We start from the raw sequence: 26,955 nt of genomic DNA on the forward strand, positions 1-26,955 counted from the left end.
CCCGCCTCACCGAACTGCTCAAGGAAGGCATGGACGGCGAGGTCAACATCGGCATCGCCAGCAACCAGGCCGAAGAGTGGTATCCGCTGTTCGGCAGCCTGTTGTCCCGTTCTTCGGGCAACTGGGAATTGTGGGTCGCGTTCACCGCCGAAGACCCGGAAGACAACCCGCCCATGGCCCGTTGGCTGACCCTGGCCGAAAGCGGTTCGCTGTTCGACATCGAGGTCAATGCCAGCCCGATCCTGGCGGCGGAAATGCTTCGTCGCAATCTGTGGAACGTGGCCTACGGCGCACTGGTGACCTCGGCCACCCTGACCGCGCTCGGCACCTTTGACCGTTTCCGCATGCGCGCCGGCCTGCCGAAAAAAGCCGTGACCGCCGTGGTCCCGAGCCCATTCCATCACGCCGACGCCGGTGTGCTGCGGGTGCCGGACCTGAAAGCCGACCCGCGTGATGCACCGGCTCACACCGCAGCGATCATCCGTGATCTGCCGCAACTGGTGGAAGGCTCGCGTGGCACGCTGGTGCTGTTCTCCTCGCGAAAACAAATGCAGGACGTATTCGACGGTCTGGACCGCGACTGGCGCAAGCAAGTGTTCATTCAAGGCAACCTGTCGAAACAGGAAACCCTGAACAAGCACAAGGCGCGGGTCGATGGTGGAGACTCCAGCGTGCTGTTCGGCCTGGCGAGTTTTGCCGAAGGGGTCGACTTGCCCGGTGCGTATTGCGAACACGTGGTGATCGCGAAGATTCCGTTCTCGGTGCCCGACGATCCGGTCGAAGCAGCCCTGGCTGAATGGATCGAAGCCCGTGGCGGCAATCCGTTCATGGAAATCTCCGTGCCGGACGCCTCGCTGAAACTGGTCCAGGCCTGCGGTCGCTTGCTGCGCACCGAAGAAGACCGAGGCACCATCACCCTGCTGGATCGGCGCCTGGTCACCCAGCGTTATGGCAAAGCGATCCTCAACGCATTGCCGCCATTCCGTCGCGAAATTTCCTGAAACACCGGTGGGCTTTTTAGCCCACCGCGTTGTCTATCGTTCAGCCACCGCTTTTCCATTGGCCCATAAGGGTCGTCAGGGAGAACCACGTTCCTATGATTCGCCGTTCGTTGCCTGCTGTTTTCGCCTTGATCTTCTCAGCCCCTTTGCTGGCAGCCCCTGCCAGCCAACAGACGCTGTTCAACTTTGTACGCCCCGCCGATGTGGTCCAGGTGGCGACTCAGGATGCCAGCCTGCCGCAATCCAATGCGGAGCAAACGGCCGAAGGCGAAGTGTTGCGTCGGGTGACGTTCAACCCGGTGGCGCAACCGACCTTGCGTCTGACCCCGCAAGCCGGGGCCTGGGACTGGTCGCAGTCGGGTGTCATGAGCTTGCGCATCCAGAGCGCGATGGACTGGGCCGTGACCCTGTACGTGAAAATACAGAGCAACGATGGCAAGACGTTGATCAGTCGTGTCGATTTGCCCGCCGGACCGGCGCAGACCCTGCTGGTGCCGCTGCAACCGAGTTCACCGCTGAGCCAGGGCATGAAGGCCGGGCCGCCGATGCCGATGACGTTTGACGGTCAACGGGTATTGCTGGCCAGCAGCGCCGGTGAGCTGGACCGCAGCCAGGTGGTGTCGGTCACGCTGTCGATGGATCAGCCGAAAGTGGCCCAAAGTATCCTGCTTGAGCGCTTCGGCGTGCAGGACGGTGAAGCGGTGACCAAGGCGGCTTACGGCGGCCTGGTGGACGCTTACGGTCAATCGACCCGGGCCAAATGGCCGGAGAAAGTCGGTAGCGATGAGCAACTGAAAAGCGCCGTCGCCAAGGAACAGCAACAAACCAACACCTGGCTCGCCGAGCGCCAGAAGTTGTCCCTGGACAAGTACGGCGGCTGGAACAAAGGCCCGGCGTTCAAGGCCAGCGGCTTTTTCCGCACTGAAAAGCGCGACGGTCGCTGGTACCTGGTGACCCCGGAAGGGCATCCGTTCTATTCGCTGGGGGTCAACACCGTGACCCCGGACGTCAGCCAGACCTACATCGCCGGTCGCGAGTGGATGTTCGAATCCCTGCCAAAACCGGAAGAACCCTTGGCCAGCCATTATGGCGAAGGTGACAACCGTGGCGGTAACGGCGCCGATCAGGGCCGTGGTTATAACGCCGGTCGCTGGTACGATTTCTATGGTGCCAATTTGCAGCGCCTTTACGGAGAACCGTGCGGGCTGGGCAGCGACACCAAGGCCGGCGTCGCCGAAGCGGCCAAGGCCGATGCGGTCGAGGCCACGGCCGACAAGGCCGCCGAGCAACCTGTCGCACCTACGACTGCCGAATCCGGCGTCGCCGAAGCCGCCAAGACCGGCGCAGAGGAAGCGACCGTCGCCAAAGCCGTCGAGCAAAAACCTGCCGAGCCCTGCAAAGCCGTGGTTGATGAAAACCGCTGGGCCAGCCATACCCTGGATCGCCTGCAAGCCTGGGGTTTCAACACGGTCGGCAACTGGAGCGCTCCGGCGCTGGCCAATGCTGACCGTGTGCCGTACACCTTGCCACTGTCGATCGTCGGCGATTACGCCAGCATCAGCACCGGCACCGACTGGTGGGGCGGCATGCCCGACCCGTTCGACCCACGCTTCGCCATGGCCACCGAACGCGCCGTGGCCATCGCCGCCCGTGACCACCGCGACGATCCGTGGCTGATCGGCTACTTTGCCGACAACGAACTGGCCTGGGCCGGGCCCGGCGATGATCCGAAAGCCCGTTACGCACTGGCCTACGGCACGTTGAAAATGACCACCGACGTACCGGCCAAACGGGCGTTCCTCAAGCAATTGCGCGACAAGTATCGCAATCAGGCCGGCCTTTCCAAGGCCTGGGGCATCGACTTGCCGGCCTGGGAGTTGATGGAAGACCCGGGCTTCGTGCCGCCGCTGCCGAGCGCCGAACACCCGGAAATCGAGGCTGATTTCAAATACTTCCAGAAGGTCTTCGCCGATACCTACTTCAAGACCCTTTCCGATTCGCTCAAGTGGCATGCGCCGAACCAATTGCTGCTGGGCGGTCGTTTTGCCATCAGCACCCCGGAAGCCGTTGAGTCCTGCGCGCAGTATTGCGACGTGCTGAGCTTCAACCTGTACACCTTGAAACCGCAAGACGGCTATGACTTCGCCAAATTGCGCAGCCTGGATAAACCGGTGCTGATCACCGAGTTCAACTTCGGCTCCACCGATCGCGGCCCGTTTTGGGGCGGCGTGACGCAATTGGCCAAGGAAGAAGACCGTGGCCCGGCGTATGCCAACTTCCTCAAACAGGCGCTGAGTGAACCGTCGATCGTTGGTGTGCACTGGTTCCAGTACCTCGATCAACCGGTGACCGGACGTCTGCTGGATGGCGAGAACGGTCACTTTGGCCTCGTGGGCATTACCGATCTGCCGTTCCAGGGCTTTGTCGACAGCGTGCGCAAGAGCAACCTGGCGACCGTCGATCAGTTGGGCAAGGAGGCCGCGAAGGCCGGGGCTGAAGCGGACAAAGCCAGCCATGAAGGCGAGGGCGGCAAAAAAGGTGATGCCGACAAAGGCGCAGGGCAGGGGACTGGCCATGCGGGTGGGCATTCCGCTAACGGCCACTGATCGCCACAAAGGTTCTGATTAATTCTATGGGCGGGTACACCGCCCAGCCCGCACCTGTTCCCAAATCCCCCAAGGGCTGGAACAATGCGGACCACTTTGTAGATTTCGGGGAGTTGCGGGTGCAGATTCAGGGTCATTACGAGCTTAAGTTCGAATCAGTACGCGAAGCGTTCGCGGCGCTGTTCGACGATCCTCAGGAACGTGGCGCGGCATTGTGCATCCGGGTCGGTGGCGAAACCGTCCTCGACCTCTGGGCCGGTACCGCCGACAAGGATGGCCTTGAAGCCTGGCACAGCGACACCATCGCCAATCTGTTTTCCTGCACCAAGACCTTCACCGCCGTCACCGCCCTGCAATTGGTGGCCGAAGGCAAGCTGCAACTGGATGCCCCGGTGGCGCGCTACTGGCCCGAATTCGCCGCCGCCGGCAAAGACTCCGTCACCTTGCGCCAGTTGCTGTGCCATCAGGCCGGTCTGCCGGCTCTGCGCGAGTTGCTGGCACCCGAAGCGCTCTACGACTGGTACACCATGGTCGATGCCCTCGCGGCCGAAACGCCGTGGTGGACACCGGGCGAAGGCCACGGTTACGCGGCAATCACCTATGGCTGGCTGGTAGGCGAGTTGCTGCGGCGTGTCGACGGTCGTGGGCCGGGCTCATCGATTGTGGCGCGGGTCGCCAAGCCGTTGGGGCTGGATTTCCATGTGGGCCTGGCGGACGAAGAGTTTCACCGCGTGGCGCACATCGCCCGCGGCAAGGGCAACGTTGGCGATGCGGCGGCCCAGCGCTTGCTGCAAGTAACCATGCGCGAGCCGACCGCCATGACCACCCGGGCCTTCACCAACCCGCCGTCGATCATGACCAGCACCAACAAACCCGAATGGCGCCGGATGCAACAACCCGCCGCTAATGGCCACGGTAACGCCCGTAGCCTTGCTGGTTTTTACGCCGGCCTGCTTGATGGCAGCCTGCTGGAAAGCGAAATGCTCGAAGAGCTGACCCGTGAACACAGCCTTGGCGAAGACAAGACTTTATTGACCCGGACCCGTTTTGGCCTGGGTTGCATGCTCGATCAACCGGACGTTCCCAATGCGACCTATGGCCTCGGCCCACGGGCATTTGGCCACCCGGGCGCTGGCGGCTCCATCGGTTTTGCTGACCCGGAACACGATGTGGCCTTCGGTTTTGTGACAAATACCCTGGGGCCGTACGTCTTGATGGATCCGCGCGCGCAAAAGCTTGCGCGGGTACTGGCCACTTGTCTGTAAAACGCACTCTCGGGCTCCAGGGCCGGAACCCGAAGGCCTTTATGGTTTCCAAGCGTCTGTTTATCCGGTCACGCCGGCCTGATTTTTTATGATTTCATTTTTGTGGATATCCAATGTCATTCAATAAAACCACCCTTGCCTTGGCCCTGTGTGTCGCGATCACCGGTTGCGCACAGACCCCACAAAATGATTCGGATGGCAGCAGCTGGTGGCCATTCGGCTCCTCCGACAAAGTTGCAGCGAAAGAGCCGGCCCCAACTCCAGCTCCAGCCCCAGCCCCTTTGAAAACTGCCGCCGCGGCTCCAGTGGCCAAAGCTGAAAGCTCCAACCCTTGGTACTGGCCGTTCGGCTCCGATGAAGTGCTCGACAAAAAGCCGGACGTAAAACCCGAAGCCAAGCCTGTCGAAGTCGCCAAGGCTGAAGCCGATGCCGGTGGCAAATGGTGGTGGCCGTTCGGTGGTAAGGATCAACCCACCGCCAAAGCCGTGCCGATGCCGGACCCTAAAGTCACTCAAGCCTGGCTCGACGATTACGAGCCGCGCCTGCGCGAGGCCATCAAGGACAGCAACCTGCAACTCGAACGCCGTGAAAACGTGCTGGTGGTGACCGCTCCGGTAGAAGGCTCATTCAACCCGGACCGTCCGGCCATGTTGCTGCCGGTGACCCTCGGCCCGTTCACTCGCGTTGCGAAAATCCTTGAAGTCGATCCAAAGACCGCCGTGTTGGTCCTGGGTCACAGCGATACCTCGGGCGCCGCACCGGCCAACGTGAAATTGAGCCAGGAACGTGCACAAGCCGTGGCCGCGATCTTCCGTCTGAGCGGTTTGCAGCGTGATCGTCTGATGCTGCGCGGTATGGGTGGTGAAGCTCCGCGTGCTGCCAACGACAGCAACGAAGGTCGTGCATTGAACCGTCGCGTGGAATTGCTGGTGACTCCGCAAAACACCATGGTCGCGCTGCTGAGCAAGTACAACATGCCGGCTCCGGCGCCAGTGCGCCTGGTCGCTGCCCAAGACGTCAAGCCAGTGGTCAAGCCGGTTACCCCTGCGCCAGCCGCGAAGAAAGCGGATGTACCCGCCGTGAAAAAAGCTCCGGCCAAGAAAGCCGCCAAGGCTCCAGCCAAGAAGACACCGGCTAAAACCGCAACCCCGGCGAAAAAGACAGCGCCAGCCAAAGCCGCTGCAGCTGACAAGAAAGTCGCTACCGCCGATGCGGTCAAAAAGTAATTCGTTAACCAAAAGGAATGCGCCATGACCCAGGGCCTGGCTGATATGCGTCGCGACTACACCCGTGATGGCCTGACCGAGGCGCAAGCCCCGGCCGAGCCGTTCGGACTGTTCCATCAGTGGTTTGCGGACGCGGTGAAAACCGAGCAACCGCCGGTGGAGGCCAATGCCATGACCCTGGCCACCGTCGATCAGGACGGTCGGCCGCATTGCCGCATTCTGTTGCTCAAGGGCCTGGACGAAGAGGGCTTCACCTTCTTCACCAACTACGACAGCGCCAAAGGCCAGCATCTGGCGGCGAACCCGTTCGCTGCCATGACGTTTTTCTGGCCGACCCTGGAGCGCCAAGTGCGCATCGAAGGGCGAGTGGTGAAGGTCACGGCTGAAGAGTCCGACGCCTATTTCCAGGTCCGCCCGCTGGGCAGTCGTCTCGGTGCCTGGGCTTCGCCCCAGAGCCGGGTGATCGCCGATCGTGCTGAACTGGAAGCGCTGCTCAAGAACACAGAGCAACGTTTCAGCGACACCCAACCACACTGCCCGGAACACTGGGGCGGTTATCGCTTGCTACCCGAGCGCATCGAGTTCTGGCAAGGCCGTCCGAGCCGCCTGCACGATCGCCTCAACTACCGTTTGCAAGGCGCCGACTGGATTCTTGAACGTCTGGCACCTTAAGCAGTCTACCGATCGGGATAGCCCGCCGCAGCGGCTTCAAGCCACTGGGGCAGGTCCCGGCGCTTGATCTTCTGCGCCTGAGCGCTTGCCAGTTGCTCGAGCATGAACGCTTTTTTCTGCTCGTCTTTACCCGCCAGTGCCAACGCCAGATCGCGATCCATCCAGCGCTTGATCCGCACGTACAGCCACCAGTGGAAGTACAAACCGGCGACCGTGGTGACGACAATGATGAAGTAATCCATGAAAATCCTTGGGTCAGTGGCGCAGATTTTTCGATTTGCCGCTACTGTGTGGTGAGTTCCGAGGCGCCTGTACCAGGCCTGAATGAAACCAATTTTATCCGGGCGATGCCGTGACAGGCGTCAAGCTGCGGAGTTTAATGAATACCTGTCCTTTGGAGTTGATGCTATGCGTAAGTCTGTTCTGCTGGTTGCTTCCTTTTCCACGATGGCGATGTTGCTTACCGGCTGCCAATCGAGCCTGACCGGTGACTCCTATTCCCGTGACGAAGCGCGTCGTGTGCAGACCGTTCGCATGGGCACCATCGAATCCTTGCGTCCGGTCAAAATCGAAGGCACCAAGACCCCGATCGGCGGCGCAGCTGGCGCAGTCGTCGGCGGTGTCGGCGGTAGCGCCATCGGCGGCGGTAAAGGCAGCATCGTCGCTGCGGTCATCGGCGCCGTGGCCGGCGGCCTGCTCGGTTCAGCCACAGAAGAAGGCCTGACCCGCACCCAGGGCGTGGAAATCACCGTTCGCGAAGACGACGGCAGCATGCGCGCCTATGTGCAGCAGGTTCAGGAGAATGAAGTGTTCCGCGTGGGCGAGCGGGTACGAATTGCTACTGTTGATGGGACGAGCCGCGTTTCGCACTAAGCGGGAACGAGCGGTAAAAGAAAACCCCGACTGGGTGACTGGTCGGGGTTTTGTTTGTTAAGGATTGTCACGGCGCGGCGCGGGGGCCTATGAAATATTCCAACCCCTCGGGTAAGTCGATTTCTAATAGTTCTGCAACCTGTAGGATTTGATTACCTGTCAGTTCCAGCTCTCCAGGCTCTATTTCTTCCAGCTTTTTTGACTCGGTCAATTGAGCCAATGCCTGGTTCATTTCATAGTCTTTGATGGTCAGTTGGAACTGCAATGAATCATCTTGTTTTTCATCAGGGTAAAAACCGGTGATGGATAAATAGCGCATAATTTTTCTCTTCAGTTTCTAGAGGTTCTTCTACCAGGCTTTGCCTTTTTGGTTCGCTCGCCGGTTACGTGATTGAATTCGCCCAAATGCACTCCGAATTTATCGTAAAGCTCTACAGCACCGCTTTTGGAGTCCCACTCATATATACGGCCTCTGCGGTCTAGCCATCGGGCTCGTTTTTTACCTCCACCTTGAACTGAAACCTTCGGTTTTACGGGTAATGCATCAGGGAAGCCTGGGAGGGTTTCCGGATCATCGTAGTACTTATGATCCCCCGGCATGCTCATCACTACATAAACCGGATTTACCCCCGAACCCACCGGAAACACAAGAATGAAATCCTTGTAATCAGGCGGATAAACCGGATCGACGATGATGCTGTCAGCCTGTTTCGTGGGCGGATAAACCCAGATGTGCGGTGCTTGCGGAGCAGCCTTCAGCGCCGGAATTCCAAGGATGTCCGAACCCTCCACAGCCGGTGTCCAGATCAGCTCAACCCCATCCCCCAGATCCGCCACCTGCTGACTGCCGCGCAACGAGAACTGCACAACATCAACCATTTCCCAACCGCGGTTCTTACCGGTGTAGAAGCCATAACCCTTGAGACGGCCATCCGCCTGTTGCTCGACCTGCAAGCGAACGCGGGTCCTGGCCTGTTTCAGAGCGCGCAACTGATCTTCGGTATAAAGCGCGCTGTCGCCCAGGCTTGGTGTCCAGAGCAGCGCGACCACGGTGGCCAATGCGGTGGCCCCTGCTGTACCGATTGCCGCGACCGGAGCAGCGAGCGACGGAGCACTCAGTGCAAGTCGGCCAATGCCGAGCGAGACGGTACTGCCGCTGATGGTTTGGAGATTCAGCAGCCCGGTATCGTCCGCTTCACGGGCACCCAGCCAGGCGACTTCCCCGTAATCCTTGAGGCTGTCGGTGGGCACCATGCCCGAAGGATTCGAGTAATCGATGATGGCGTCCGGCAGTTTGCAGGACTTGGCGAAGACGCATCCGGCGCGAACGGACTCGTCCTTTTTGGCAACGACCTCGCGACTGCGCTCGAAAGCGTCTTGCCGTGCAAGCATGGCGTCGTAGGCGTTTTGTCGGGCGTCCCGCTCGGCCAGTTCGGTGGCCGTCATGAAGCGGTGAGTGACGTGATGTCCGTCGCCGGACGGTGGGTTTTTAACCCTGGGGACTTCCTTGTTTCCAGCCACTGATCTTCCTTGCGTTCGTACATCGACAGCCCCAAACAAGGGGCTGTGCGACGTTAACGAACGAGGTCAAACGTGGCTGTAGGACGAATCCTGAATGTCGTTAAGAGTGTTCTCTATCACTCAGGATGGCAGCGCGTTGCGCTTGTGGCTCGCTGCCGCCGTCACCGCATATCCGATCAATGCCGCCAGAATCGAACCGGTCAAAATGCCCATCCGGTCCATCCCGGCGTATTCACTGACGCCCGGCTCGAAGGCCAGGGAGCCGACAAACAGGCTCATGGTAAAGCCGATCCCGCAGAGGATCGCGACACCCAATACCTGTCCCCAGTTGGCACCTTGGGGCAGGGCGGCGATGCCGATTTTCACGGCCAGCCAGGTCAGGCCGAACACACCGAGGGTTTTGCCCAGCAGCAGGCCCACGGCAATGCCCATCGGCACATGGTGGGTAAAGCTTTCCATGGTCACGCCACTCAGAGACAAACCGGCGTTGGCGAAGGCGAACAGCGGCAGGATGCCGTAGGCCACCCACGGGTGCAGGGCGTGTTCGAGGGTCAGCAGCGGCGACGGCTCGGCGTTTTTCGTGCGCAACGGGATGCAGAACGCCAGGGTCACACCGGCCAGCGTCGCGTGGACACCGCTCTTGAGTACACAGACCCACAGGATCAAGCCGATGATCATGTACGGCCCGAGCTTGACCACGCCGAGCCGGTTCATCGCGATCAAGGCGACGATGCACGAGGCGGCCAATGCCAGCGAAAGCGTCGACAGGGTGCCGGAGTAGAAGATTGCAATGACGATGATGGCGCCGAGGTCGTCGATGATCGCGAGGGTCATCAGGAACAGTTTCAGCGACACCGGCACGCGCTTGCCCAGCAGGGCGAGGACGCCGAGGGCGAAGGCGATGTCGGTGGCCATCGGGATGGCCCAGCCACTCAGGGCGGCCGGGTTGTCACGATTGAGAAACCAGTAGAGCAGCGCCGGAACCACCATGCCGCCAATCGCTGCCGCGCCGGGCAGGACGATCTGCGAAGGTTTCGACAGCTGACCGTCAAGGACTTCGCGCTTCACTTCCAGGCCGATCAGCAGGAAGAACAGGGCCATCAGGCCGTCGTTGATCCACAGCAGCGCCGGTTTGGCGATTTGCAGCGCACCGACCTGCGCCACCACCGGCGTCTCCAGGAAACTGCTGTACAGCCACGACAACGGGGAGTTGTTGATGATCAAAGCCAGGGCTGCCGCGGCGATCAATAACAGACCGCTGGCAGCTTCCAACTGAAAGAAACGCGTGAAAGTGCTACGCAGAGGCAAGGTCGCTCTCCATCGAATAATCAAAAAGGTGGCACACCCTAACCCGTACCGTTAGTTGTTAAAACAAAAGTTATATTCTTTTTTGTTATATGCCGTTACAGCGCGAAGGGGCGGCACGGATCTGAGCCTAGCAGTTGCCAGACGTATTGGGTCTCAGCTGTATCTGTGCGTAGCGTGGGATTTTTCCTAAGCTTGTTGGCTGAGCCTTGCGACAAGGCCGACTCTTGTCCGATTCAACGAGAAAACCATCATGAGCGACAACCGACAGTGGGCCCGCGAAGCCATCCGGATCATCGAAGCCGACTTCCAGCGCAGCGCCGACACCCACCTGATCCCTTTGCCGCTCCCGGGTTTTCCGGGCATCGAGCTGTATTTCAAGGACGAGTCCAGCCACCCCACCGGCAGCCTCAAGCACCGCTTGGCGCGCTCGTTGTTCCTCTATGCCTTGTGTAACGGCTGGCTCAAGCCCGGCGCGCCGGTGATTGAAGCGTCCAGCGGTTCGACGGCGATTTCCGAGGCTTACTTCGCCAGGCTGCTGGGCTTGCCGTTCATTGCAGTGATGCCGGCGACCACGTCCAAAGAGAAGATCGCGCAGATCGCGTTCTACGGCGGCAAGAGTCACCTGGTCGACGATCCGACCCAGATCTACGCCGAGTCCGAGCGCCTGGCCCGCGAACATGACGGGCATTTCATCGACCAGTTCACCTACGCCGAACGCGCCACCGACTGGCGGGCGAACAACAACATCGCCGAGTCGATCTTCCAGCAAATGCGTTTCGAACGGCATCCGGAACCGAGCTGGCTGATTTCCAGCCCTGGCACCGGTGGCACCACCGCGACGTTGGGCCGATACGTGCGTTATCGCCAGCATTGCACCCGCGTGTTGTGCGCCGATGCCGAGCGTTCGGTGTTCTTCGATTACTACAAGACCGGTGATGCCAGCCTGCGACTGGACCACGGTTCGCGGATCGAAGGGATTGGCCGGCCACGGGTCGAGGCGTCGTTCCTGCCCAAAGTGATTGATGCGATGGTCAAAGTGCCGGACGCCTTGTCGCTGGCGGCCATGCATTACCTGGCGCAGCATTTGGGGCGACGTGTCGGCGGCTCGAGCGGGACCAACCTTATCGGCGCCTTGATGGCGGCGGGGCAGATGGCGGCGGCGGGGGAGTCGGGATCGATCGTGGCGATTCTGTGTGACGGCGGCGAGCGGTATGAGACCAGCTATTACGATCAGGACTGGCTCAAGGCCCAAGGGTATGAGTTGGGTGGGTTGATGGAGGTGGTCGCGGCGAGTGCCGAACGCGGCGAGCCGCTACCGGACACCGTGCTGCGCGCCAATATCTGACACACCAGAAACCAATGTGGGAGCGAGCTTGCTCGCGATGGCGGCTGGACATTCAAAAGAGATGTTGAATGGTCTACCGTTATCGCGAGCAAGCTCGCTCCCACAGGGTTTTTTGGTGTGTCAGGAAATACCGATCAGGCCTCGAGTCCGAGGATATCCCGGGCGACCGCTTCCGCAATCCGAATCCCGTCAACACCCGCCGACAGAATCCCGCCCGCATAACCTGCGCCTTCGCCCGCCGGGAACAGACCTTTCACGTTTAGGCTCTGCATCGACTCGTTACGGGTAATCCGCAGCGGCGACGAGGTGCGCGTCTCGATCCCGGTCAACACCGCGTCATGCAGCGAGTAACCGCGAATCTGCTTTTCGAACGCCGGCAAGGCTTCACGAATGGCTTCGATGGCAAACGCGGGCAGGGCCAGCGCCAGATCACCCAAGGCAACGCCTGGCTTGTAGGACGGTTCAACGCTGCCCAATTCGGTGGACGGCTTGCCCGCAATGAAGTCGCCCACCAGTTGCGCCGGCGCTTCGTAGTTGCTGCCGCCCAGCACAAAGGCGTGGGATTCCAGGCGTTCCTGCAACTCGATACCCGCCAGCGGGCCGCCCGGGTAATCGACTTCCGGGGTGATCCCGACGACGATCCCGGAGTTGGCGTTGCGCTCGTTACGCGAGTACTGGCTCATGCCGTTGGTGACCACGCGGCCCGGCTCAGACGTCGCCGCCACCACGGTGCCGCCCGGGCACATGCAGAAGCTGTAGACCGAACGGCCGTTCTTGGCGTGGTGCACCAGTTTGTAGTCGGCCGCCCCGAGTTTCGGGTGACCGGCGTACTTGCCCAGGCGTGCGCGGTCGATCAGCGACTGCGGGTGTTCAATGCGGAAACCCACCGAGAACGGCTTGGCTTCCATGAACACGCCACGGCCGTGAAGCATGCGGAAGGTGTCCCGGGCGCTGTGGCCCAAGGCAAGAATCACGTGTTTGGAGTGAATCTGCTCGCCGCCATTGAGCTCGACGCCGACCAGTTGGCCGTCCTCGATCAGCACGTCGGTAACCCGCTGCTGGAAGCGCACTTCGCCGCCCAGCGCGCGAATCTGCTCGCGCATGTTTTCCACAACGCCGGTCAGACGGAACGTGCCGATGTGCGGCTTGCTGACGTAGAGGATTTCTTCCGGCGCGCCGGCCTTGACGAACTCGTGCAGGACTTTGCGACCGATGAATTTCGGGTCCTTGATCTGGCTGTAGAGCTTGCCGTCGGAGAACGTACCCGCGCCGCCTTCGCCAAATTGCACGTTGGATTCTGGGTTGAGCACGCTTTTGCGCCACAGGCCCCAGGTGTCTTTGGTGCGCTGGCGCACTTCGGTGCCACGCTCGAGGATGATCGGCTTGAAGCCCATTTGCGCGAGCAGCAGCCCGGCGAAAATCCCGCACGGACCAAAACCCACGACGACAGGACGTTGCTCAAGATCAGCTGGCGCCTTGCCGACCACTTTGTAGCTGACATCCGGTGCCACGTTGACGTTACGGTCATCGGCGAATTTGTGCAGCAACGCGGCCTCATCCCTGGCGGTGAGGTCGATGGTGTAGATGAAGCACAGTTCAGAGGACTTTTTGCGCGCATCGTAGCTGCGCTTGAACAAGGTGAAATCGAGCAGGTCATCGCTGGCGATGCCCAGGCGCTGCACGATGGCAGGGCGCAGGTCTTCATCGGGATGGTCGATCGGCAACTTGAGTTCGGTGATTCGTAACATGACAGGATCCGGTTCGCGGGGCGCACAACTGCGCCAAGGCGTTTGAAGGCGGCGATTATAAGCCCCAAACGCCGGTCCCGTGAGGCAAAAACGATCAGTCGTTACGTGAGCTGCCGAAATACCCGCAACCGCGTTGCACCTGGCCATCGATGCGCAGCTCGGCGCTCATGTGCTGGACGCTGCCGGTGCTGCTGTCGACGCAACGTTGCGGCGCGACCCACAGTTCGATGTGCTGGTTATTGGCTTCGGTGCTGAGATTGAAACGGCCATCGCCCAGCTGTTCTTCAACGTAGGGCACAGCCAGGGGCGGCTGGCCGGCACGGTCGATGACCATGCCTTTACCGCTGACCTTGACGTTCCACTCCGGCGAGTGGCCGGCGGCGCGCAGGATCAGCAATTTGAAGTTGGGATCGTCGCAGGCAGTACCCGATCGTTCGACGCGGTACAGTTGCTCAAGATCAAGGCGGCTGTCGACGATTCGCCCACGCACGTCGGCGAACAGCTTGCCCTGAGCATCGGCGAGGGTCGCGGCCTCTTGCAGAACGCTGGTGCCGCCGGTGTCGTTGACCACATAACTGCGCTGCTCATTGCACGGCTGGAACAGCAATTTGCCGTCCGCCGCCGTCAACTGGCCCTGCATGCGGGTCTGGCCCACGTGGGAGGCGCTTTCACGCGGGCCATCAAACAATTGGCAGGCGGCAAACAGCGGAAGCAGGGCAACAAGGACTAAGGAACGGGCAACACGCATCTTTGGCTCTCCAGACAAGTGCCGCCACGTTACGCAGCCTGACCGTTCATCACAAGGGTTTAGCCCACGTGAAAGGTCTGGCCTGTTTGCAGGCCTTCCACACTTTTGGCGTAGGCCAATGCTACATCCGCTGCGGGAACCGGCTTGTAGCCCCGGAAGTACGGCGCGTAACTGCCCATGGCTTCGAGCAGAACGGTCGGGCTGATCGAGTTAACCCTCAAGCCGCGAGGCAGTTCGATGGCCGCCGCACGCACGAAGCTGTCCAGCGCGCCGTTGACCAATGCCGCCGAGGCGCCGCTGCGAATCGGGTCGTGGCTGAGCACGCCGGTGGTAAAGGTGAACGAGGCGCCGTCATTGGCGAATTCACGGCCGATCAACAGCAGGTTGACCTGGCCCATCAGCTTGTCTTTGAGGCCCAGCGCAAAGCTTTCTTCGCTCATTTCATTCAGCGGTGCAAAGGTGACGTTGCCGGCAGCGCAGACCAGCGCATCGAATTTGCCGGTTTGCTCGAAGAGTTTGCGGATCGAGGCGCTGTCGCTGATATCCACATGGTAATCGCCGCTGTTACGGCCGATGCGGATGATGTCGTGCCGCTGGGACAGTTCCTTGTCGACCGCTGAACCGATGGTGCCACCTGCGCCTATCAAAAGAATTTTCATCGTGCTGTTCCTCGAAGTGGTTGAACGAGGTTGCAGTCTAGAGTGGTTTTTTTCGTTGATAAGCGCGCTAATAGGCAACCTTTGGTTTTCAAATGGAAACAATCCATGAGCGAGATGGATGATCTGGCAGCGTTTGCGGTGTTGATCGAAGCGGGCAGTTTCACCCTGGCGGCGCAGCAATTGGGCTGCAGCAAGGGGCAGTTGTCCAAGCGCATCAGCTTGCTGGAAACACGGTTCTGCGTGGTCCTGCTGCAACGCACCACCCGCCGTTTGAGTTTGACGGCAGCGGGCGCGGCGCTGTTGCCTCAAGCCCAGGCGCTGGTGGTTCAAGTCGAGAAGGCGCGTCAGGCGTTGGCCCGGTTGAAGGACGACATGGCCGGGCCTATACGCATGACGGTTCCGGTCTCGCTGGGGGAGACCTTCTTCGATGGCTTGTTGCTGGAGTTTTCCCGCCAATATCCCGAGGTGCAGATTGAGTTGGACCTCAACAACAGCTTTCACGATTTGTCCCGTGACGGTTTTGACTTGGCCATTCGGTCCGAGGTGGCCAATGACCAACGACTGGTCGCCCGACCGCTGCTGGCCTGGCACGAAATGACCTGCGCCAGCCCGGCCTATCTCGAACAGTACGGTGAGCCGAAGACGCCCCAGGCGTTGGCCGACCATCGCTGCCTGCTCAACAGCCATTACAGCGGTCGCGAAGAATGGCTGTATCACCAGCAGCACGAGTTGCTGCGGGTGCGGGTGTCGGGTCCGTTTGCCAGCAATCACTACAGCCTGTTGAAAAAAGCAGCGCTGGCGGGGGCCGGCATTGCGCGGTTGCCTTCTTACCTGCTGCAAACGGAATTGGCTGACGGGCGATTGCGCTGGCTCCTGCGCGATTATCAGACGCGGAGCATGCCGATGTACCTGGTGCATCCTTATCAGGGCGGCCTGCCGAAACGCACGCAGGTGTTGGCGGACTATCTCATCGACTGGTTCAAACGCAGCGGCGAGGCCTTGGCGCGTCTCCAACATTCGCCGCTCACATCCAACCCGTTGTAGGAGTGTGTTTACCGGGCGAAATGTCGGGCGATCAGATGATCGATCGACAATTTCCCTGGCCCGGTCGTCATCAGGTACAGCAGCACCGCTGCCCAAGTGCCATGGGTCGGGTAGGCGTCGGGGTACACGAACAGTTGAATGGTCAGGGTCATGCCCAGCAAGGCCAGCGCCGAAAACCGCGTGGCGAAGCCGATCAGGATCAGCATCGGGAAGACATGCTCGGCGAAGGCGGCCAGGTGCGCCGCCAGTTCCGGGGACAGCAGCGGCACGTGGTATTCGCTCTGGAACAGCGGGATGGTCGAGTCCGCCAGATGCGGCACGCCAAGCTGGAAGGAACCGTCAATCAGGTCGATGGCCAGGCCTTCAACCTTGGTTTGCCCGGACTTCCAGAACACCGCCGCAATCGAGAAACGTGCGATAAACGCAATCAGACTGTGGGGGATCATCTCCAGCAACGCGATGGCGCGAACGATGGGGTTCTGTGATTCGGTGCGGATATTCATGGCGATACCTTGTTGTTATGCAAGTGAGTGACGGCGTTGCGGCTGATCAGCAGCGCCAGGGTTTGGCTGAGGTCGAAAGCGGGGGCGGCTTCCAGCGCCTGCATCAGTGACTGGCCGTTTTGCAGGTTCTGGATGAACGCACTGGCACCTTGATCGATGGCGAACACTTCAACGTCCAGGCCATTGCGCAATACCAGCGCGTGTTGTCCGTGGTTCAGGTCAATCCCCGCCAGCGTCGCTTCCTGTTGATGCGCGGCCCAGATCGCTACCACGGCGAAGGCCGAATCCAGCAGGTTGAGGGAGGGATGAAGTTCGACGGTGAGGTCCCTCAGGGCTTGCGGGTCGACCAGTGCGGCAGCGATCTGCTCATGCCCCAGGGGCTGCGCATCGGCCGCGTGATACGCGATGACGCGCAGGCGCTCCAATCGGGCGACATCCGCCAGATAAGGCACGCTGGCGGCGGGCGCAAAACCTTCGATGAAGTCTGCGAAATCATGCCCGTAGTCATTCATCAACGGGCTGCGGGGCGGGGTGCCTTGCACATGAACACCGGCCATGGCCCGGAAGAATTCATCGCCGACCAACTGCACAACCACGGGGTAACTGTCCGCCAGCGCGTTGATCAGCGAGCTCTGTACATTGTTGCGATACACCGCGAAACGGCTGGCCGGATCGGCGCCATTGGCGCTGAATAATCCATCAGGGCAGGGCCGCTCCGGATCAATTAGGGCGGCGGCGAAATCGGCGTGATTGCTCATGTCCGGACCTCGGCGCACCGCAACAACTCATCGGCCTGACGCGCTTCGGCGTGTAACACGCTAAAGGCGGGCACCTGATTGTCGCGTTCGATCAGCGTTGCCATTGGCCCGACGCGCTCCAGCACTTGCACATACAGCGCCCACACAGCGTTGTCGATGGGCGCGCCGTGATCGTCAATCAGCAGGCGGTCACCGAGGCTGTCGGTGTCTTCGGCAAATCCGGCCAGATGAATCTCGCCGACGGCATGAAGGGGCAGGGCATCGATGTAGGCCAAAGGATCGCGTTGATGATTGATGCTCGACACGTAAACGTTGTTCACGTCCAGCAACAGCCCGCAGCCTGTGCGGCGAATGACTTCGCTGATGAAGTCGGCTTCATCGATGGTCGAGCGCTTGAACGCCAGGTACGTCGCCGGGTTCTCCAGCAGCATTGGGCGTTTGAGTGTGGTTTGCACCTGGTCGATGTGTTCGCAGACGCGGTTCAACGTGGCGTTTTCGTAGGCCAGTGGCAGCAGGTCATTGAGGAACACCGGGCCATGACTGGACCAGGCCAGGTGTTCGGAAAAGGAGTGGGGTTGGTAGCGTTCGATCAGCTCGGTAAGGCGTTGCAGGTGTTGAATGTCCAGCGGACCTTCGGCACCGATGGACAGGCCAACGCCATGCAGCGACAGCGGATACTGCTCGCGGATCAACCCCAGATAGTGATGAAAAGGGCCGCCGGCCACCATGTAGTTTTCGGCGTGGACTTCGAAGAAACCGATGTCCGGTTGTGAACCGAGCACTTCACGCAAGTGCCCGGTCTTGAGCCCCAGCCCGGAGCGGGGCGGGAGCCCGAACGGTGAATTGTTCATGGTCGACACTCAGGCTGGGAGGCGGATCAGGCTTTGGCTTTGAAGGCTTCCATCTGACCGAAACCGGTCGGCGAGGTTTTACTTTCGGTAGTGGCGCAAGTGCCTTTTGGAACGAGTTTCCAGGCGTTTGCCTGGTGGTCCATCTTGGCAGTACCGGCGCAGGTGGTGCCTGCACCTGCGGCGCAATCGTTATGACCTTTCATGGCCACGCCGAAGCATTTTTCCATGTTGCTGTTGTCGGCGGCCTGGACGGTGGAGACAGCGGCCATGCTCAGCGCAGAACCAAGGGCCAGAACGAGGGCGGTGGCGGACAGGGTGCGGGTGGTAGCAGTCATGATGTTTCTCCGTTGTTTGAGTTTGGGTAAGCCGCGTTTGTGCTGGCTTACCCCTCTAGAGAGAGGTCATCGCGATGCGTTACAGCCCAGTGCAAAACTTTTTAAAAAACCTCAAAACACCCTAATCCCTGTGGGAGCGAGCTTGCTCGCGATAGCGGTGGGTCATCCAACATCTCTGGTGAATGTGATATCGCATCGCGAGCAAGCTCGCTCCCACAGGGAATTTTCACCGTTAGCGGGTTTATGGCGGGCACAAAAAAACGGCCAGAAGGCCGTTTTTTATTTACCGCAAAGACTCAACCCCCCAGATACGCCTCGCGCACTTTCGGATCAGTCAGCAGTGCTTCCCCTGTGCCGGTCATCACCACCCGGCCGTTCTCCAGAACGTAGGCGCGGTCGGCAATTTTCAGCGCCTGGTTGGCGTTCTGCTCTACCAGGAACACGGTCACGCCATCCTTGCGCAGCTGTTCGATGATGTCGAAGATCTGCTGGATGATGATCGGTGCCAGGCCCAACGATGGCTCGTCGAGCAGCAGCAACTTGGGTTTGCTCATCAGCGCACGGCCGATGGCGAGCATTTGCTGTTCGCCGCCGGACATGGTGCCGCCGCGTTGGGCGAAGCGTTCTTTCAGGCGTGGGAAAAGTCCGAGAACCTTGTCCATCTGTTCCTGATAATCGCCCTTGTTGGTAAAGAATCCGCCCATGGACAGGTTCTCTTCCACGGTCAGGCGGGCGAACACCCGACGACCTTCCGGCACGACCGCGATGCTTTTACGCATGATCTGCGACGAGTCCTGGCCGACGAGCTCTTCACCCATGTAGCGGATGCTGCCGCTGTGGGCTTGCGGCGAACCGCAGAGGGTCATCAGCAGGGTCGACTTGCCGGCACCGTTGGCGCCGATCAGGGTTACGATCTCGCCCTGGCGGACTTCGACGTTGACGCTGTGCAGCGCCTGGATCTTGCCGTAGAAGGTGGAAACGTTTTCGAATTGCAGCATTTACGCTTCCCCCAGGTAGGCTTTGATCACTTCAGGATTGTCGCGGATCTGTTCCGGCGTACCGTCGGCCAGAGGCGTGCCCTGGTTGATCACGACGATGTGGTCGGAAATGCTCATGACCAGTTTCATGTCATGTTCGATCAGCAGCACGGTGACGTTGTGCTCTTCACGCAGCATGCTGATCAGCGCCTTCAGGTCCTCGGTTTCCTTCGGGTTCAGGCCGGCGGCCGGTTCGTCGAGCATGAGGATCCGCGGGCGGGTCATCATGCAGCGAGCGATTTCCAGACGACGTTGCTGACCGTAGGCGAGAGTGCCGGCGGGGCGGTTGGCGAACTGCGTAAGGTTGACCTTGTCCAGCCAGAACTCGGCGAATTCCATGGCCTCGCGTTCGCTTTTGCGGAACCCCGGGGTCTTGAACAGGCCGGACAGGAAGTTGGTGTTCAGGTGACGGTGCTGCGCGATCAAGAGGTTCTCGACCGCGGTCATGTCCTTGAACAACCGCACGTTCTGGAAGGTGCGCACCACGCCTTTGAGGGCGATCTTGTGGCCCGGCAGGCCTTCGATCGGCTCGCCGTCCAGCAGGATGCTGCCACCACTCGGCTTATAGAAACCGGTCAGGCAGTTGAACACCGTGGTTTTGCCGGCGCCGTTAGGGCCGATCAGTGCAACCACCTGTTTTTCTTTCACGGTCAGGGCCACGCCGTTGACCGCCAGCAAGCCGCCGAAGCGCATGCTCAGGTTTTCTACTTTAAGGATCTCGCGGCTCATTTGCGCAGCTCCATGTGAGGACGTTGCATGGGCAGCAGGCCTTGAGGACGCCAGATCATCATCAGCACCATCAAGGCGCCGAACATCAACATGCGGTACTCACTGAACTCACGCATCATTTCCGGCAGCAGGATCATCACCACGGCCGCGAGGATCACGCCCAGCTGCGAGCCCATGCCACCCAATACGACGATGGCAAGAATGATCGCCGACTCGATGAAGGTGAACGACTCCGGTGTCACCAGGCCCTGACGGGCAGCGAAGAAGCTGCCGGCAAAACCGGCGAAGCTGGCGCCCAGGGTGAAGGCCGACAGCTTGATGACCGTCGGATTGAGACCCAGCGCACGGCAGGCGATTTCGTCTTCACGCAACGCTTCCCAGGCACGACCCAGCGGCATGCGCAGCAAACGGTTGATCACGAACAACGCACCGAGAGCCAGCAACAGCGCAACCAGGTACAGGAAAATCACCTTGTTGATCGAGTTGTATTCCAGGCCGAAGTACTCGTGGAACGTCTGCATGCCTTCGGCGGCTTTACGTTCGAAGGTCAGGCCGAAGAACGTTGGCTTCTCGATGTTGCTGATGCCGTTCGGGCCACCGGTGAGACCGGTCAGGTTACGCAGGAACAGACGGATGATTTCACCGAAGCCCAGGGTCACGATCGCCAGGTAGTCACCGCGCAGTCGCAATACCGGGAAGCCGAGCAAGAAGCCGAACGTGGCCGCCATCAGGCCGGCAATCGGCAGGCAGATCCAGAAGCTCAAACCGTAGTAATGCGACAGCAGCGCATAACTGTAGGCACCGACGGCGTAGAAACCGACGTAACCCAGGTCGAGCAGGCCGGCCAGACCGACCACGATGTTCAGGCCCAGGCCCAACATCACGTAGATCAACACCAGGGTGGCGATATCCACCGCACCGCGAGAGCCGAAGAACGGCCAGACCAGGGCACCGGCGATCAACGCAATGATGATCCAGCGTTGGGTGGTCGGCAGGGTCAGGAAGTTACTGGCCTTGGCCGGAATCAGCGGCATGTTGGGCGAAGAACGCCAGGCCGAACTGATCTGCTGATCGAACAGCACACGCAAGAACATCAGGACCGAGCAGACGGCGATGGTGATCAGCGTTGCAGTGCTGGTGCCATGGACTTCGAGGTTGATGCCGACGATGGTCAGCTTCAGACCCAGTACCGGGTAGGCAACCGCCCACACCAGCAAGGCGCTGAACAACGCCTGTTTAAGATTCCTAGTCATACTTTTTCAACCTCCGGACGGCCCAGCAGGCCGGTTGGCCGGAACAACAACACCAGAACCAATAAGCCGAACGCCACAACGTCCTTGTACTGGTCGCCGAAGATATCGGCACCGAACGCTTCCGCGACACCGAGCACCAGCCCGCCGAGCATGGCGCCGGGGATGCTGCCGATTCCGCCCAGTACCGCAGCGGTGAAGGCCTTGAGGCCGACGAGGAAACCGGCGTTCGGGTTGATTACGCCGTATTGCATGCTCAACAGCACTGCCGCGATGGCCGCCAGGGCGGCACCGATGACGAAGGTCAGGGCGATGATGTTATTGGTGTTGATACCCAGCAGGTTGGCCATCTTGATGTCTTCGGCACAGGCGCGGCAGGCACGACCCAGGCGAGAGCGGGAGATGAACAGCGTCAGGCCGAGCATGGCGAGCAACGTCACCACGAACACCACGATTTGCATGTAGGAAATCAGCACTTCATGTGCGCCACCTGGCCCGAAAGCAATGTTGCCCGGAATCAGGTTGGGGATGGATTTGTCCTTGGAGTCTTGCGCCAGCAGAACCGTGTTCTGCAGGAAGATCGACATGCCGATGGCGGAGATCAGCGGGATCAGACGGTTGCTGCCGCGCAGGGGGCGGTAGGCGATCCGTTCGATGCTGTAACCGTAGGCACTGGTCACGACGATGGTCGCGAGGAAAGCGGCGGTCATCAACAGCGGAACACTGTCGAGTCCCATCATGGTCAGCCCGGCGATGGCGATGAACGCCACGTAGGAACCGATCATGTACACCTCGCCGTGGGCGAAGTTGATCATTCCAATGATGCCGTAAACCATCGTATAGCCGATGGCGATCAGGGCATACGTACTGCCAATGGTCAGACCATTAACCAGCTGTTGGAAGAAGTGATAGATGTCAGGCATTACAGCGCTCCTAAAAACCTGATACGCATTTCACTGGTGGAGTCATTTTCCCGCTCGAGCCCCGTGGATCTGCATCCACTTCGAACGCGAGGTTTGCCAGCGAACCGCTGATGACGGTTTTGAGATTTTCAGGTGGGGAGACTGGCGGATCACGCCAGCGCGGCCCAATACATTCGTAAAACAAAGCCCACGGCACGCCGTGGGCTTTATTGGCAGTCAGTCAGGCAACGCCTTACTGAGGCTTGGCTTCAGTTTTTGGTTTGCCGAAGTGCCACTCGTAAACCACAAATTTGAAGTCTTTCAGGTCGCCCTTGTCGTCGAAGCTCAGGTCGCCGGTAGGCGTCTTGAAGGTACCTGCGTGGATGGCAGCAGCCACTTTGGCAGTGTCTTCGGACTTGGCAGCCTTGATACCGTCGGCAATCACGGTCACAGCCGAGTAGGCCGGGAACACGAACGGACCGCTCGGGTCTTCTTTCTTCGCTTTGAACGCGTCAGCCAGGGCGATGTTGGCCGGATCCTGGTCGAAGGACTTCGGCAGGGTTACCAGCAGACCTTCGGAAGCGTCTTTGGCGATCTGCGAAATGGAGTCGTTACCCACGCCTTCCGGACCCATGAACTTGGCTTTCAGGCCTTTTTCCTGTGCTTGACGCAGGATCAGACCCAGCTCTGGGTGGTAGCCGCCGTAGTAGACGAAGTCGACGTTGGCTTGCTTGAGCTTGGAGATCATCGAAGAGAAGTCTTTGTCGCCGGCGTTGATGCCTTCGAACACGGCAACCTTGACGCCTTTGCCTTCCAGGGTTTTCTTCACGGCGGTGGCGATGCCTTCACCGTATTGCTGTTTGTCGTGCAGGACAGCAACGATTTTCGGTTTTACGAAGTCGGCAATGTAGTTACCGGCGGCAGGGCCTTGGGCGCTGTCGAGACCAATGGTGCGGAACACCATTTTGTAACCACGGGCGGTGATGTCCGGGCTGGTGGCAGCCGGGGTGATCATGATCACGCCTTCGTCTTCGTAAATGTCCGAAGCCGGTTGAGTGGAGCTGGAGCACAGGTGACCGACCACGAACTTGACGCCGTCGTTGACGACTTTGTTCGCGACCGCTACCGCTTGTTTTGGATCACAGGCGTCATCGTATTCAACGGCGACCAGTTGCTTGCCGTCTACGCCGCCTTTGGCGTTGATCTGTTCGATGGCCATTTTGGCGCCACTGAACTGCATGTCGCCGTATTGGGCTACAGGGCCGGTTTTAGGGCCGGCGATGCCGATCTTGATGGTGTCAGCTGCGAACGAATGGCTGGCAACCCCGGCCAGAACCATAGCGGCAAACAGTTTGGAAATCTGCTTAGTAGCCTTAGTCATAGTGCTCCACTCTTACTGTTGTAGTTTTTATAGTCCTGGCGCCGTAGCAGCAGAACCGGGTCAGATATCTTCGATATCCTCCGGAAAATGCCCCCGGCAACTGTACCGGTACAGTGTAGAGCGCCAATTGTTAGCCTGGGAAGCTGGCGCCGGGGGGCAAACCCTGAGGGTGTCGCTTTATTGAAAGAAAAAGACAGAATCGCGGCGGGATGTTAGCTGGCTAATTGCTTGATTCAGCAGCATTCCCTGGCTTTCCTGCTCTTTTCATTCGGTGACTCAATTGCATCCGGGTTTTTCTGCCAGACCACCGACGTTATCATTCGCGTCGATTTCTTTTCCGGACAGCGCCCATGAATCAAGAACCTAGCACCCTCTATGCCAAGCTGCTTGGTGAAACCGCATCTATTACGTGGAAAGAGTTGGAGCCCTTCTTTGCCAAGGGTGCCCTATTGTGGGTCGACCCCGGCCTGGATTTGATCGCCGCGGCCGAAGCCGTTGCAACGGATGAAGGCGAGAAAGTGGCTTCTTGGCTGGCTGCCGACAAGGTCGCCAAGCTCTCTGAAACGCGGGCGCTGGATCTTTTCGAACGTGACCCGCAGCTGTGGGCTGTGGTGGTTTCACCGTGGATTCTGATCCAGGAAAGGGCGACGAGCTGACTGTCCGCACTTTATTGGTGCGCCTGGCAGGCGACTAAAAGTGTGTAGGTGAGTAGCGTGATGGCATGTTGCCGTAGAGAAAGGCCACAGAAGGGTCTTGGCGAGGGTGACGTAAACGTAACGGGAACAGTTTATTGAGCACCCATTGGGCTGCTTAATTGTTTCTGAATGTTGGAATTTGTGGCGAATTTTATGCCGCCATCGCGGGCAAGCCCGCTCCCACAGTGTCCGTGTCGTGCACAAAATTCATGAACGCCACTGAACCTGTGGGAGCGGGCTTACCCTCGATGGGGTCGACGCAGATCAGAAGGTCTTGCCGGTATGGTTATTCAACGAAATAACCTTGGTCTTGCCAATCCGGTGACGGTAGATCTCGCGCAGGTACTTGATCGCCTTCTTCACGCAATCACGCGACAGGCGAATGTCGTTGATCGAGACGAATTTGTCCTTGTCGTTAATCAGCTCGCGGTACTTCTTTTCGTACATCGGTTTGATCGCGTACCAGTTGGTGTCGAGGATCTTCGCCGGGTTCTCGAACTCGTTCAGCAAGTCGTCGATCAGGTCTTCGTCGAAGTCTTCATTGATGATGAAGTCGAGAATCGAGTTATCCAGCGTGTCGTCGAAGCGGTACGGGTTCTTCGCGAAGCAGCGTTTGATGAAAGCCACGATCAGTGTCAGGAAATCGTCCGACAGGCACGGGCTCTTGGCGATCAGGGTGGTCAGCGACAAGTTGGCCGAAGCACCGATCACCAGCGCATAACGCTTGAGCGTGGTGTTCGGGAACAGGCTGTTGAGGTGGGTCTTCAACCGGTTCAAGTCCATGTAGGACAGCTTGTAGTCTTTCGGCAGCGAGACAATCGACACCACCGACGAGCAGTTCTTGAAGAAGTGCAGGTCGTGCAACGCGGCCGCGTCGTAACCGGAATTCTTGTACTGCTCCAGCGAGGCCCGATAGCGCTTGGACTCGATCGGCAACAGGCTGATGCCTTCAATCGCCTGGGTCACTTTGTTGAAGTGTGGCAGGTCGATGGAGCGGAAGAACAGGTCGTCGATGTTCAGACGCTGTGGCTCTTTCTCGAATACCTTGAACTTGTCGCTGCTCGGTGGCGGGGTTTCCGGCACCACGGACTCGGCGTAGGCAATCGCGACCGGGCCGGCCAGGCTCATGAACAGGTCATTGGCGTCGAGGCGAATGGTTTCGCCGATGTCGATGCCGGCGCGACGGAAATAGTTCTGGTCGTAGTCAGTCGTGACCGCCTGCGCCGTCAGAATGTTGAAGATCTGCTGCGAGATGTATTGGTTGGCGTGCTTTTCCATCGCGTTGACGTCGATGTTCTGAATGTTGCCGTCATCGCTTTCTTCGGCATACCGCATGATGTCATTGGAGATCAGCATCATGGCGTTCCATGGGCGGATCCGGCCCATGACGCTGGCTTCGCTGCTGTCTTCGTTGGCGAAGTTGTAGGAGAAGTCCCACTCTTCCGACAGGTATTTACACAGCAGGCGACCGGCGTTGATGTGCAGCGCCTCGGACATTTCACTGCGGTGATCGGAAATGTTCGGCAGCACGCAGATGCCGCTGGTGAAGATCGGCTCGAAAACGAAGGAATGCCCGCTTTTGCCGTCGTGTTCATCCATCGGCTTGGTGTCGAACGTTTTGTTCATGTACGAGTGCTGCTGGGCCAAGCCGAATTCCGAGGCCATGCCCGAACCGGTACCGCCGCCGGCACTGAAGATCGAGAAATACAGGCGCGACTGGTTGGCCTTGATCCCGCAGCTGTCGATCAGGTACGAGTGAATCATTTTCCAGTCAGGGCTGGAGAAACGCTGGGTGTCCTTGTTCAGGATGATCTTGGCCAGGTACTGACCGAGGATCGGCGCGTTACCGGCGCCACCGGCGTGGACTTCCGACAAGTCCATGATCTTCATTTTGCTGTAGTCGCGAAGGAAGCCGCTCTTTTCGCCCTTGCGCGAGAAGCGGATGCGACCGGCGATGTCTTTGTCCAGGTCGCCGAGCATCACCAGCGGCTCGACCAGGAACACCGGTTTGGTGGCCTTGTTCGGCCCCAGGCGCAGGTTGTTGCGGATCCACTGCGCCGGGCTGTAACCCTTTTCGGCGTAACGTTTGTCCGGCGACAGGCGGTCTTCGTTGTTGAATTCGTTGAGGTAGAACTTGCGCGCGTTGTACACCAGTTCCGCGACGTCGAGCGCGATGTTGGAACCGCAACGTCCCAGGCCGATCAGGCACACCGAGGGGAATTCCTGATCGTTGTGCTGTTCGTTGTCGCCTTCCAGGTGCGGTGGGCGCGGGAACACCATGTCACGCAGGCCATCGAGGTTATCGAGGATGCGGTCAGTGTTGGTTTCGGTGAAATACAGGTATTGCTGACTGGCCAGCGGACGTGACGGGATCAATGGCTTCGACGATGAGGGGCTGTTCGCCGCGGGGCTCAGTGTCAGGTCGGAAACCGTAGTGGCCGGATTATTTTTAGAAGTCATTGGGCGCCATGTACCTGGGCTGGTTAGCTCGGCGACGA

Annotated in this window: 26 protein-coding genes; 9 read left to right on the plus strand and 17 right to left on the minus strand. The window is 59.7% G+C overall.

The features are described from left to right. The 5 genes from K0F88_RS32590 to pdxH form a co-directional block, all read left to right on the plus strand. Window positions 1-1,001: helicase C-terminal domain-containing protein (locus K0F88_RS32590; protein ID WP_306823154.1), on the plus strand; the 1,001-nt coding region annotated here is incomplete at its 5' end. A gap of 95 nt (window positions 1,002-1,096) precedes the next feature. Next, window positions 1,097-3,607 carry a beta-galactosidase gene (locus tag K0F88_RS24325; protein ID WP_219096847.1) on the plus strand — a complete coding sequence of 837 codons (2,511 nt, stop codon included), beginning with the start codon at window positions 1,097-1,099 and terminating at the stop codon, window positions 3,605-3,607. Between the two features lie 119 nt (window positions 3,608-3,726). After that, entirely contained in the window at window positions 3,727-4,872 is a 1,146-nt protein-coding gene (locus tag K0F88_RS24330; protein ID WP_219096877.1) for a serine hydrolase domain-containing protein, read from the plus strand. Between the two features lie 113 nt (window positions 4,873-4,985). Continuing rightward, the gene (locus tag K0F88_RS24335) at window positions 4,986-6,098 is read left to right on the plus strand and encodes an OmpA family protein (protein WP_219096849.1); all 1,113 of its coding nucleotides are present in this window, start codon (window positions 4,986-4,988) and stop codon (window positions 6,096-6,098) included. A gap of 24 nt (window positions 6,099-6,122) precedes the next feature. Further along, window positions 6,123-6,770: a pyridoxamine 5'-phosphate oxidase gene (gene pdxH / locus K0F88_RS24340; protein WP_010462613.1), complete on the plus strand. Its 648-nt coding sequence runs from the start codon at window positions 6,123-6,125 to the stop codon at window positions 6,768-6,770. Window positions 6,771-6,775: 5 nt separating this feature from the next. Here the strand turns inward: pdxH and K0F88_RS24345 are convergent, their stop codons facing one another. Then, window positions 6,776-7,012 carry a hypothetical protein gene (locus tag K0F88_RS24345; protein ID WP_077749569.1) on the minus strand — a complete coding sequence of 79 codons (237 nt, stop codon included), beginning with the start codon at window positions 7,010-7,012 and terminating at the stop codon, window positions 6,776-6,778. A gap of 166 nt (window positions 7,013-7,178) precedes the next feature. On the opposite strand from K0F88_RS24345, the gene K0F88_RS24350 reads away from it, so the two are divergent. Beyond that, a complete protein-coding gene (locus K0F88_RS24350; protein WP_084321772.1) occupies window positions 7,179-7,643 on the plus strand; it encodes a glycine zipper 2TM domain-containing protein in 465 nt (154 codons plus the stop codon). A gap of 67 nt (window positions 7,644-7,710) precedes the next feature. Here K0F88_RS24350 and K0F88_RS24355 read toward each other — a convergent pair whose 3' ends face one another. The 3 genes from K0F88_RS24355 to nhaA form a co-directional block, all read right to left on the minus strand. Further along, window positions 7,711-7,962 (minus strand): pyocin S6 family toxin immunity protein, encoded by a 252-nt coding sequence (locus K0F88_RS24355; RefSeq protein ID WP_219096851.1) that lies wholly within the window; start codon window positions 7,960-7,962, stop codon window positions 7,711-7,713. An 11-nt stretch (window positions 7,963-7,973) separates the two neighbouring features. After that, window positions 7,974-9,164 (minus strand): S-type pyocin domain-containing protein, encoded by a 1,191-nt coding sequence (locus K0F88_RS24360; protein ID WP_219096853.1) that lies wholly within the window; start codon window positions 9,162-9,164, stop codon window positions 7,974-7,976. 120 nt (window positions 9,165-9,284) lie between these two features. After that, window positions 9,285-10,472, minus strand: a complete 1,188-nt coding sequence (gene nhaA / locus K0F88_RS24365; RefSeq protein ID WP_219096854.1) for a Na+/H+ antiporter NhaA — start codon at window positions 10,470-10,472, stop codon at window positions 9,285-9,287. 247 nt (window positions 10,473-10,719) lie between these two features. Between nhaA and K0F88_RS24370 the strand changes: the two genes are divergently transcribed. Beyond that, on the plus strand, window positions 10,720-11,817 hold the full coding sequence (locus K0F88_RS24370; RefSeq protein WP_219096879.1) for a PLP-dependent cysteine synthase family protein: 1,098 nt from the start codon (window positions 10,720-10,722) through the stop codon (window positions 11,815-11,817). A 134-nt stretch (window positions 11,818-11,951) separates the two neighbouring features. On the opposite strand, the gene K0F88_RS24375 is transcribed toward K0F88_RS24370, so the two are convergent. From K0F88_RS24375 to K0F88_RS24385, 3 genes are all read right to left on the minus strand, one after another. After that, on the minus strand, window positions 11,952-13,565 hold the full coding sequence (locus tag K0F88_RS24375; protein WP_219096856.1) for an NAD(P)/FAD-dependent oxidoreductase: 1,614 nt from the start codon (window positions 13,563-13,565) through the stop codon (window positions 11,952-11,954). A 94-nt stretch (window positions 13,566-13,659) separates the two neighbouring features. Next, entirely contained in the window at window positions 13,660-14,313 is a 654-nt protein-coding gene (locus K0F88_RS24380; protein ID WP_094468784.1) for a COG3650 family protein, read from the minus strand. Window positions 14,314-14,372: 59 nt separating this feature from the next. Continuing rightward, on the minus strand, window positions 14,373-14,972 hold the full coding sequence (locus K0F88_RS24385) for a short chain dehydrogenase (protein ID WP_219096857.1): 600 nt from the start codon (window positions 14,970-14,972) through the stop codon (window positions 14,373-14,375). Between the two features lie 105 nt (window positions 14,973-15,077). Here K0F88_RS24385 and K0F88_RS24390 point away from each other — a divergent pair, with 105 nt between their 5' ends. Beyond that, window positions 15,078-16,016 (plus strand): LysR family transcriptional regulator, encoded by a 939-nt coding sequence (locus K0F88_RS24390; RefSeq protein WP_219096859.1) that lies wholly within the window; start codon window positions 15,078-15,080, stop codon window positions 16,014-16,016. Between the two features lie 8 nt (window positions 16,017-16,024). On the opposite strand, the gene K0F88_RS24395 is transcribed toward K0F88_RS24390, so the two are convergent. The 9 genes from K0F88_RS24395 to K0F88_RS24435 all read right to left on the minus strand — a co-directional run bounded on the left by K0F88_RS24395 (window position 16,025) and on the right by K0F88_RS24435 (window position 23,762). Then, on the minus strand, window positions 16,025-16,519 hold the full coding sequence (locus tag K0F88_RS24395; protein WP_219096861.1) for a DoxX family protein: 495 nt from the start codon (window positions 16,517-16,519) through the stop codon (window positions 16,025-16,027). Next, window positions 16,516-17,277 (minus strand): DUF2063 domain-containing protein, encoded by a 762-nt coding sequence (locus K0F88_RS24400; RefSeq protein ID WP_094468780.1) that lies wholly within the window; start codon window positions 17,275-17,277, stop codon window positions 16,516-16,518. Before K0F88_RS24400 ends, K0F88_RS24395 begins: the two co-directional genes overlap by 4 nt. Continuing rightward, a complete protein-coding gene (locus K0F88_RS24405; RefSeq protein WP_219096862.1) occupies window positions 17,274-18,128 on the minus strand; it encodes a DUF692 domain-containing protein in 855 nt (284 codons plus the stop codon). The genes K0F88_RS24400 and K0F88_RS24405 overlap by 4 nt, the downstream gene beginning before the upstream one ends. A 26-nt stretch (window positions 18,129-18,154) precedes the next feature. Then, window positions 18,155-18,463 (minus strand): DUF2282 domain-containing protein, encoded by a 309-nt coding sequence (locus K0F88_RS24410; protein WP_010462585.1) that lies wholly within the window; start codon window positions 18,461-18,463, stop codon window positions 18,155-18,157. Window positions 18,464-18,759: 296 nt separating this feature from the next. Beyond that, window positions 18,760-19,461: an ABC transporter ATP-binding protein gene (locus tag K0F88_RS24415; protein ID WP_083374874.1), complete on the minus strand. Its 702-nt coding sequence runs from the start codon at window positions 19,459-19,461 to the stop codon at window positions 18,760-18,762. Continuing rightward, window positions 19,462-20,229, minus strand: a complete 768-nt coding sequence (gene livG, locus K0F88_RS24420) for a high-affinity branched-chain amino acid ABC transporter ATP-binding protein LivG (protein WP_109628305.1) — start codon at window positions 20,227-20,229, stop codon at window positions 19,462-19,464. Then, window positions 20,226-21,482 (minus strand): high-affinity branched-chain amino acid ABC transporter permease LivM, encoded by a 1,257-nt coding sequence (locus K0F88_RS24425; protein WP_219096864.1) that lies wholly within the window; start codon window positions 21,480-21,482, stop codon window positions 20,226-20,228. The genes livG and K0F88_RS24425 overlap by 4 nt, the downstream gene beginning before the upstream one ends. Next, window positions 21,479-22,402, minus strand: coding sequence for a high-affinity branched-chain amino acid ABC transporter permease LivH (gene livH / locus K0F88_RS24430; protein ID WP_219096865.1), 924 nt, complete (start codon window positions 22,400-22,402; stop codon window positions 21,479-21,481). Before livH ends, K0F88_RS24425 begins: the two co-directional genes overlap by 4 nt. Before the next feature lie 232 nt (window positions 22,403-22,634). Continuing rightward, on the minus strand, window positions 22,635-23,762 hold the full coding sequence (locus K0F88_RS24435) for a branched-chain amino acid ABC transporter substrate-binding protein (protein ID WP_219096866.1): 1,128 nt from the start codon (window positions 23,760-23,762) through the stop codon (window positions 22,635-22,637). Between the two features lie 350 nt (window positions 23,763-24,112). On the opposite strand from K0F88_RS24435, the gene K0F88_RS24440 reads away from it, so the two are divergent. After that, a complete protein-coding gene (locus K0F88_RS24440; RefSeq protein WP_219096867.1) occupies window positions 24,113-24,418 on the plus strand; it encodes a DUF2288 domain-containing protein in 306 nt (101 codons plus the stop codon). Window positions 24,419-24,721: 303 nt separating this feature from the next. Here the strand turns inward: K0F88_RS24440 and K0F88_RS24445 are convergent, their stop codons facing one another. Beyond that, on the minus strand, window positions 24,722-26,917 hold the full coding sequence (locus tag K0F88_RS24445) for a hypothetical protein (protein ID WP_219096868.1): 2,196 nt from the start codon (window positions 26,915-26,917) through the stop codon (window positions 24,722-24,724). Window positions 26,918-26,955: the final 38 nt, after the last annotated feature.

Origin of the sequence: Pseudomonas sp. UMAB-40 (genome assembly GCF_900095275.1) — a bacterium.
Lineage (GTDB): Bacteria > Pseudomonadota > Gammaproteobacteria > Pseudomonadales > Pseudomonadaceae > Aquipseudomonas > Aquipseudomonas mandelii_B.

Coding starts and splice junctions, on each gene's coding strand:
- K0F88_RS24395 (WP_219096861.1), bottom strand. CDS start 16,519: ATGAATATCCGCACCGAATCACAGAACCCCATCGTTCGCGCCATCGCG.
- livH (WP_219096865.1), bottom strand. CDS start 22,402: ATGCCTGACATCTATCACTTCTTCCAACAGCTGGTTAATGGTCTGACC.
- K0F88_RS24410 (WP_010462585.1), bottom strand. CDS start 18,463: ATGACTGCTACCACCCGCACCCTGTCCGCCACCGCCCTCGTTCTGGCC.
- K0F88_RS24390 (WP_219096859.1), top strand. CDS start 15,078: ATGAGCGAGATGGATGATCTGGCAGCGTTTGCGGTGTTGATCGAAGCG.
- pdxH (WP_010462613.1), top strand. CDS start 6,123: ATGACCCAGGGCCTGGCTGATATGCGTCGCGACTACACCCGTGATGGC.
- K0F88_RS24345 (WP_077749569.1), bottom strand. CDS start 7,012: ATGGATTACTTCATCATTGTCGTCACCACGGTCGCCGGTTTGTACTTC.
- K0F88_RS24350 (WP_084321772.1), top strand. CDS start 7,179: ATGCGTAAGTCTGTTCTGCTGGTTGCTTCCTTTTCCACGATGGCGATG.
- K0F88_RS24435 (WP_219096866.1), bottom strand. CDS start 23,762: ATGACTAAGGCTACTAAGCAGATTTCCAAACTGTTTGCCGCTATGGTT.
- K0F88_RS24400 (WP_094468780.1), bottom strand. CDS start 17,277: ATGAGCAATCACGCCGATTTCGCCGCCGCCCTAATTGATCCGGAGCGG.
- livG (WP_109628305.1), bottom strand. CDS start 20,229: ATGAGCCGCGAGATCCTTAAAGTAGAAAACCTGAGCATGCGCTTCGGC.
- K0F88_RS24445 (WP_219096868.1), bottom strand. CDS start 26,917: ATGACTTCTAAAAATAATCCGGCCACTACGGTTTCCGACCTGACACTG.
- K0F88_RS24385 (WP_219096857.1), bottom strand. CDS start 14,972: ATGAAAATTCTTTTGATAGGCGCAGGTGGCACCATCGGTTCAGCGGTC.
- K0F88_RS24375 (WP_219096856.1), bottom strand. CDS start 13,565: ATGTTACGAATCACCGAACTCAAGTTGCCGATCGACCATCCCGATGAA.
- K0F88_RS24425 (WP_219096864.1), bottom strand. CDS start 21,482: ATGACTAGGAATCTTAAACAGGCGTTGTTCAGCGCCTTGCTGGTGTGG.
- K0F88_RS24405 (WP_219096862.1), bottom strand. CDS start 18,128: ATGAACAATTCACCGTTCGGGCTCCCGCCCCGCTCCGGGCTGGGGCTC.
- K0F88_RS24440 (WP_219096867.1), top strand. CDS start 24,113: ATGAATCAAGAACCTAGCACCCTCTATGCCAAGCTGCTTGGTGAAACC.
- K0F88_RS24325 (WP_219096847.1), top strand. CDS start 1,097: ATGATTCGCCGTTCGTTGCCTGCTGTTTTCGCCTTGATCTTCTCAGCC.
- K0F88_RS24380 (WP_094468784.1), bottom strand. CDS start 14,313: ATGCGTGTTGCCCGTTCCTTAGTCCTTGTTGCCCTGCTTCCGCTGTTT.
- K0F88_RS24415 (WP_083374874.1), bottom strand. CDS start 19,461: ATGCTGCAATTCGAAAACGTTTCCACCTTCTACGGCAAGATCCAGGCG.
- K0F88_RS24335 (WP_219096849.1), top strand. CDS start 4,986: ATGTCATTCAATAAAACCACCCTTGCCTTGGCCCTGTGTGTCGCGATC.
- K0F88_RS24355 (WP_219096851.1), bottom strand. CDS start 7,962: ATGCGCTATTTATCCATCACCGGTTTTTACCCTGATGAAAAACAAGAT.